Source organism: Microvirga sp. P5_D2 (assembly GCF_054049475.1).
Genome location: NZ_JBFUMH010000218.1, coordinates 1 through 6,933, shown reverse-complemented (window position 1 = coordinate 6,933; position 6,933 = coordinate 1). Strand labels below are relative to the sequence as shown.

Below are 6,933 nucleotides of genomic sequence, written 5' to 3'. Positions count from 1 at the left end.
GCAGGATGCCGAAGAATGGATAGAGCAAGCCCGCCGCCACGGGTACGCCGAGCGCGTTGTAGATGAAGGCGAAGAACAGGTTCTGGCGGATGTTGCCCATGGTCGCCCGCGACAGCCGCCGCGCCCGCACGATCCCGGTCAGGTCGCCCTTGAGCAGGGTCACGCCCGCGCTCTCCATCGCCACGTCGGTGCCCGTGCCCATCGCGATGCCGACATCCGCCGCCGCGAGGGCCGGCGCATCGTTCACGCCATCGCCGGCCATTGCCACGACGCGCCCCGCCACCTTGTACCGCTGCACCACAGCGCTCTTCTGGTCCGGCAGGACCTCGGCCTCCACGTCCTCGATCCCGAGACGCCGGGCCACGRCCTTGGCCGTCGTCCAGTTGTCGCCCGTGAGCATCACGACCCGCACGCCTTCTTCCTTGAGTCCGGCGAGCGCCTCCGGAGTCGATGCCTTCACCGGGTCAGCGATAGCGATGGCTCCTGCCACCTTCCCGTCGATGCCCGCGAAGATGGCCGTCGCGCCGTCCTCGCGCAGCCTGTCGGCCTGCTCGGCCAGCGGAGCGACATCGACGCCGTGCTCGGCCAGGAAGGCCTTGTTGCCAAGGACGATGCGACAGCCTTCGACGGTGCCGAGCGCACCCTTGCCCGTGGGTGAGTCGAAGTCGGTGACGGGCGCCGTCGCGATGCTCTGCTTCTCCGCGGCCGCCACGATGGCCACCGCGAGCGGATGCTCGCTCGCCCGCTCCACGCTGGCGGACAGGCGCAGGACCTCGGCCTCCGTGAAGCCTGGAGCCGGCACGATGGCGGTGACGGCGGGCTTGCCCTCGGTGAGCGTCCCGGTCTTGTCGACCACGAGGGTGTCGACCTTCTCCATATGCTCGAGGGCCTCGGCGTTCTTGATCAGCACCCCGGCCTGGGCGCCGCGCCCGACGCCAACCATGATCGACATCGGCGTGGCGAGACCGAGGGCGCAGGGGCAGGCGATGATCAGTACCGCCACGGCGGCCACGAGGCCATAGGAGAACTGCGGCTCCGGTCCCCAGATGGCCCAAGCGATGAAGGCCAGCACCGCTACCCCGATCACGGCCGGCACGAAGTAGCCCGAGACCTGGTCGGCTAGGCGCTGAATCGGGGCACGGCTGCGCTGCGCCTCGGCCACGAGCTGCACGATCTGGGACAGCATGGTGTCGCGCCCGACCCTCTCGGCCTCGATGACGAGACCGCCGGACTGGTTCATGGTGCCGCCGATCACCTTGGCGCCGACTTCCTTGGTCACGGGCATCGACTCGCCAGTGACCATCGACTCGTCCACAGCGCTGCGCCCCTCGAGCACGGCCCCGTCGACCGGGACCTTCTCGCCCGGGCGCACCCGCAGGCGGTCGCCCGCCTGCACTGTGTCGAGCTGGACCTCCTGCTCCGTGCCGTCGGGCATGATCCTGCGCGCCGTCTTGGGGGCGAGGTCGAGGAGCGCCCGGATGGCGCCGCTCGTGGTCTCTCGGGCACGCAATTCGAGAACCTGTCCGAGCAGGACCAGGACCGTAATGACGGAGGCCGCCTCGAAATAAACGGCGACGGCACCGTCATGGCCGCGGAAGGCGGCCGGGAAGACGCCGGGGACGAGCGTCGCGACCATGCTATAGACCCACGCCACGCCAGTGCCCATGGCGATGAGCGTGAACATGTTCAGGTTGCGGGTGACGACGGACTGCCAACCGCGCACGAAGAAGGGCCATCCCGCCCAGAGCACGACCGGGGTCGCCAGTAGCATCTGGATCCAGTTCGAGGTCTGCTGACCGATGTAATGACCGAGGCCCGTGAGATGGCCACCCATCTCCAGCGCCACCACGGGGACGGACAGGGCAAGTCCGATCCAGAAGCGGCGCGTCATGTCGACGAGCTCGTGGCTGGGACCCGTCTCGGCCGTCGCCAGCACGGGCTCGAGCGCCATGCCGCAGATTGGGCAGGAGCCGGGACCCACCTGCCGGATCTGAGGGTGCATCGGGCAGGTGTAGATCGTGCCCTCGGGCACGGGCTCGACCTTCCGGGCTGCTGCCGGCTCGACGTACTTCGCGGGTTCGGCCATGAACTTCGACTGGCAGCCGGTCGAGCAAAAGTAATACGGCTTGCCCTCGTACTGCGCGCGGTGCGGGGTTGCGTGCGGGTCGACCATCATCCCGCAGACCGGATCCTTCACCTTCCCGGCGTCCGCCGTGGGCTCATGGTCGTGATGGTGATGGCCCGCGTGGCCTTTGGTGGCTGGGGTGTCTGACATGGCAGTTCTCAGCGTGTGCCTCGATGAACTGCGGGAAGCCTGGGGCTTCCCACGATGGCAAGGTCAAGCGCCCCGATCCGGGTGCGTGTCCGTCGATGCGGGCGCAACCCCAGTTCCGCCGTAGAGGACTTCAAGGTGCGCTCCTCTCAGGCACTCCGAATCCTTAGTCCGGCCTCGATCAGGCGCGTGACGTCTGCGAACCACGCCGCCTCGGCGGTCCTGAACGGGTTGTCGTCCGCGAGGTCGGTGTCGCTCGCCGACGAACGGGGCGAGGACCTCGACGGCCTTCATCCACGGACTGGCCGACGTGGAGAAGACGTAACGCCTCGCCCGCATCGGATGCATCCATTCGAGGGCTGCGGCGGACCATGGCGTCGCAAGGGCCTGCACCCATGGACTGACGATGGTCCGATAGGCCCTTTCGTTCGCCTCCGAGATCGCCCAGACACGCTCGAAGGACGCCTGCGGGTAGTCAAACCGCAAATCCTCCACCCGCCGCTCCTCAAACGTGACCTCTGCCAAGCCTGTGTCGGTCACCGGCCCTGCGATCCTCGTCTCGTCCAGGCCGGGTTCCAGCGTCTCGATCCGGGGAAGGTTCTCCAGGATTGCGCGGTGCTCCAGGTTGGCTGCCTTGGTCGACACGAAGATGCCGAGACGTCAATCGGCTTCCAAGTTTGACCCTCGATCAGCATCCAATTTCTACCTCAACTGGAGCATCATGGTCCTGCCCGTCTGGGCGCTGCTGATCAGCGTGCAAATTCTGATCGACAATCTGCGCCGGAAGGACGGCAGCCCCGTCAGCCATTGAGGCGGACCCCGCGCTCAGGATTGAGCGGCAGGGAACCGGGCTGCCTCCCACGCGCCTTGCCAATGAACATCGGCGGGCGCAGTCTGGGCGAGAGCATGATGGGAGAATCTCCGACCGGGGGTGCGCCCGAGCGTTCGGATTGGAACGCCTGCGGCAGGCAGGGTCGGGGAGTCGGGTCTTCACGGACCGTCCCGACATCCCAACGGCCTTTGCTGCCGAATCCACTCGGGCCGCTGAGCTCGCTGATCGGAAGGGGCTTTCAACGCCCGGCCACCGGAGGATTCCGAATGACCAGCTCCGACGATGCGGTGAAGACGATCCTGCGCAACAAGCTGCTCGGCCGGTGGGCCGCCGAGAGACTGGGCATGACGACCAGAGATGTCGATGCCTACTCGGATGCCCTCCCCAAGGGCGCGCTCGATCCCGCGCGCAGCGCTGTGTTCAGCAAGATCCGCAAGGACTTCGACGCTGCGGGCATTGCTGAATCGGACGAGCGGATCCTGAATGTCATGACCGAACTCACGCTCAAGGCCGGGAACCTCATGCCGACCGCACGGGGGAATTCCACCGATGCCGCCGCAGTGACGCTCGCGCGCAAGCTCATGACGCCATGAGACCGGGTGTTGCATGGGCGCCTGCGGAAGCGAGAGGGCGCACTCTCGTTGCGGGCTAACCGGGCCTGAGCACACCGATGCGCGCTGCACCATCCTCACTCGCGCTGTGTCGGCGTGGAACCGTCCAGCCGTTCACTGCGTCAGGAGCCTCAAGCGCAACATCCTGTTCCCGGTCGGCATCGGCCCGAACCGACACACGCTGATCGGCATGACCGATGCCAAGCGCACGGCATGGATCAGGGCCATGCGGCGCCGCGGCAAGAGGGCTCGATAGCCGGAACGCGGAATCCGTCCGAATATCGGGAGAACCGGGCACCGCGTCCCCGCGGCGTTCAATAGCAAGCTCATGGCAGCGGGTCGTTCTGCTCCTTGTCCCAGGACAAGGAATGCCACCGGCAGACGGTTCATCCTGTCGGCCAGTGTTCCAATCGAGAGGATCTGTCCATGGGACCGGGAGCGCCTAAGAGGCCAATGCCGCGCGCGCGGTCATGGCCGAGAAGCCGATGGGTGGAGCGGCAGGCCGGCCTCTTCGGCCGGATGATGGAGAGGGTCGGTGCGGAACCCGGCGCGACGGCGCGAGAGAGGTTCGAGGGTGGCTTCGCGGCCGCCTGCCGGCGATGCTTGGCCTGCCCGAACGCGACCGACTGCGGGCGCTGGCTCGAGGGTGCGGGTGCCGACGATCCGCCGTCCTTCTGCGCGAATGCCGCGTTCCTGAGCCGCGTGCGGACATCGGTCACGGCTTGATCCGCCAGACAAGCCGGAGGCCCATGATGGCCGGTAATCCTGCCGGAGGATCGCGAATGCACGCCGCCGGGCTGGCGATCGCTGCCGGACTCCTGACGGCCCTCGCCGGCGGGGTTTCCCTGTCCGTCGCCCAGGCGACAGGCGAAGGGGCCGCGGCGCCCCTCGGGGGATGGTTCGACCTCGCGGCCGGCTTCGCGTGCATCGTCACTGGGGCTGGGCTGCTGGCGCGGCGGGCGTGGGCGGTTTGGTCTGCCAGCGCGATCGCACTGGCCACCGTCACGGCCTTCGGAACCCTCGGGTTTCACATTCTCCAGGGTGGGGCCTACGAGACCCGCACCATGACCGCGATGATGCTGCGGGCCGTGATCTCGCAGGCGATCATGGTCGCCGCTTGGCGGGATGCCCTGGAGGGCGTCCGCCCCTGAACGTCAGCCCACCACCCTCGGCCCTCCACGGATCGGGCGTGGGCGCCGTTGGAGCCGCTATCATCGGTTGACGGGCCATCTGGCAGCGCCTGATCGCGAATTTGTCCCTGCCGCAGGCGCCTGCGGCAGGAACGGCGCCACCCCGAGGCCCTAATGCTGCGGCCCCATGAGGGCGAAGGCGTGCTCGGCGCAGAACATGTGACCGTGCAAGTTCGCGATCCACTGCCGGCCCGCCGCCGTCACGTTCAGGTAGCCGACGGCCTCCTCGAGATGTGGTGAAACGCCGGTCCAGTAGAAGTCGGGAAACCGCTCGACTAGGTCGGCCGGGGAGGCGTAGCCGAGCTGGCGGTTGAGTCCGGTCTCCTCGAACTCGTAGAAGAGGGCATTCGCCTTCTTGAGGTACAGGGGATCGCCGAGCTGGCCGATCAGGTCGGCGGCCTGGACGAGCCGTCCCTCCCGATCGTCCGGCGCGTCGCAGGACCGTGGGCTCGCCGGGAAGCGGGTGAACTCGATGGCGCGGACGATCCGTTCGGCATCCAGCGTCGGCGAGGCTCCCAACCGCTCCCTGACGAAGAGCTTGGAACGGTCGACATGGTGGGCGGTGAGCGCCGCATCCGACGCGCCGCGCTCCAGGGTCACGGTCCGGCCTTCCGCATCAATCACGAACCGATCCCGGCCATCGCCCTTCAGGATGCCCCTGACGTAGCCGATGTCGTGTAGCAGGCAGGCGACGATCAGGTGCGAGTAGTCCTCCGGCTCAAGGCGCTCGGTCAGCATGCGGCCGCGCAGGATGTCCCGCCCGACCTGGGTAACCAGGAAAGTGTGCTCGACGTTGTGGTAGAGGGCATCGCTCTTGCCGAGGCATTCGAGGGCAACCCGGGCGATGCCGTCAAGCCGCTCGGCCTCGTCCCGGTGCGCGGAGCCGAACAGCCGTCGGAAGTCCTCGGCGAGATGCTTGCCGAGCTCGTCCGCCACGATCGCGGGCATCGTCATCATGCCGGCCTCCCCTTGCTGCACTCCGTCCCTATCAGACGATCGTACCGAACCCGCGCGAGGCCACGACCGCGCGCCCAAACCTATAATCGAGTTACATCGTCACTTGCGATGATCCACCGAGGTCAACCCGCACCCCTGGTGACGGGTTTCGGAAGATGCTTCCTTTCCCAGCGCATCCATGCCGTTCCGGCTGCGAACCCGCGCGACTGCCGGAGGGGTGCTTAGATGCCAGCCGGCTCGCGACGCATGAGGTGATCCTCCACCTTGGTCACGCCGGGAACGTTCTCGGCCGCGACCCGCAGGGCACTCCGTTCGTCCTCGCTGCGGACGAAGCCGAACAGATGGACGGCACCGTTCTCCACCACGATGTTCTTGGTCAGCATGGAAGCCCACGGCTGCGCCCTCAGGTCGGCGATGAGCCGTTCCCGGATTGTGCGGTCGTCGGCGCTCACGTCCTTCGATATGTCCGTGGCGGCCAAGGCCTGGAGCAGGTTGCCACGCGAGACGATGCCAATGAGCCGCCCATCGCATACCACGGGTACGCGCTTGATCCCGTGCTTCTCCATCCGGCCGGCGATGTCTGCGAGGGATGCGGTATCCGGGACGGTGATTACCCGGGTGGTCATGACGTCCTTCGTGGTGCGGGCATGGGTTTTGGCGTAGTCGCGCGCCAGGGCATCCTCGCCCGTGAGCAGCCGCAGCCACCAGGAGCGGCGCTGCTCGCCGATGGTGCCGGCATGGCCGATCAAGTCGCCCTCGCTCACGATACCGATCACCTTGCCATCGGAGTCCACCACGGGCACACCGCTGATGCCGCGCTCGTGGAGGAGACGGGCGACATCCGGCACCAGGGTCTCGGGCGAAACGGTGACGACCTCCGTCGTCATGACGTCATTGGCGGTCAGCATGATGCAGCTCCTATAGGTTGGTGAACATGGGTCAGCGGCCTATGACGCTGGTGATGCCCTCAAGCAGGGCGCCGTCTTCCAAGGGCTTCTCGAGCACCAGCCGGAAGCCCGCCCGCAGGGCACGCTCGCGCAGGCGCGGGGAACCCGGCGTGGTGATCAGGAT

The 6,933-nt window shown here is 67.4% G+C and carries 7 protein-coding genes; 3 read left to right on the top strand and 4 right to left on the bottom strand.

Annotated elements, in window-relative coordinates; all coding sequences use genetic code 11:
- On the bottom strand, positions 1 to 2,275 hold a 2,275-nt coding region (locus ACXJKO_RS28560), incomplete at its 3' end, for a heavy metal translocating P-type ATPase (RefSeq protein WP_457094419.1).
- A gap of 63 nt (positions 2,276 to 2,338) precedes the next feature.
- Entirely contained in the window at positions 2,339 to 2,917 is a 579-nt protein-coding gene (locus ACXJKO_RS28555; RefSeq protein ID WP_457094418.1) for a DUF3141 domain-containing protein, read from the bottom strand.
- Positions 2,918 to 3,370: 453 nt separating this feature from the next.
- On the opposite strand from ACXJKO_RS28555, the gene ACXJKO_RS28550 reads away from it, so the two are divergent.
- The 3 genes from ACXJKO_RS28550 (at position 3,371) to ACXJKO_RS28540 (ending at position 4,866) form a co-directional block, all read left to right on the top strand.
- Positions 3,371 to 3,697: an ATPase inhibitor subunit zeta gene (locus tag ACXJKO_RS28550; RefSeq protein WP_457094417.1), complete on the top strand. Its 327-nt coding sequence runs from the start codon at positions 3,371 to 3,373 to the stop codon at positions 3,695 to 3,697.
- A gap of 444 nt (positions 3,698 to 4,141) precedes the next feature.
- Positions 4,142 to 4,441 carry a DUF6455 family protein gene (locus ACXJKO_RS28545; RefSeq protein WP_457094416.1) on the top strand — a complete coding sequence of 100 codons (300 nt, stop codon included), beginning with the start codon at positions 4,142 to 4,144 and terminating at the stop codon, positions 4,439 to 4,441.
- Positions 4,442 to 4,467: 26 nt separating this feature from the next.
- Complete coding sequence (locus tag ACXJKO_RS28540; protein ID WP_457094415.1) at positions 4,468 to 4,866, top strand: hypothetical protein; 399 nt, start codon at positions 4,468 to 4,470, stop codon at positions 4,864 to 4,866.
- A 150-nt stretch (positions 4,867 to 5,016) separates the two neighbouring features.
- On the opposite strand, the gene ACXJKO_RS28535 is transcribed toward ACXJKO_RS28540, so the two are convergent.
- Both ACXJKO_RS28535 and ACXJKO_RS28530 read right to left on the bottom strand, forming a co-directional pair.
- A complete protein-coding gene (locus ACXJKO_RS28535) occupies positions 5,017 to 5,862 on the bottom strand; it encodes an HD domain-containing protein (protein ID WP_457094414.1) in 846 nt (281 codons plus the stop codon).
- Positions 5,863 to 6,083: 221 nt separating this feature from the next.
- On the bottom strand, positions 6,084 to 6,770 hold the full coding sequence (locus tag ACXJKO_RS28530) for a CBS domain-containing protein (protein WP_457094413.1): 687 nt from the start codon (positions 6,768 to 6,770) through the stop codon (positions 6,084 to 6,086).
- Positions 6,771 to 6,933: the final 163 nt, after the last annotated feature.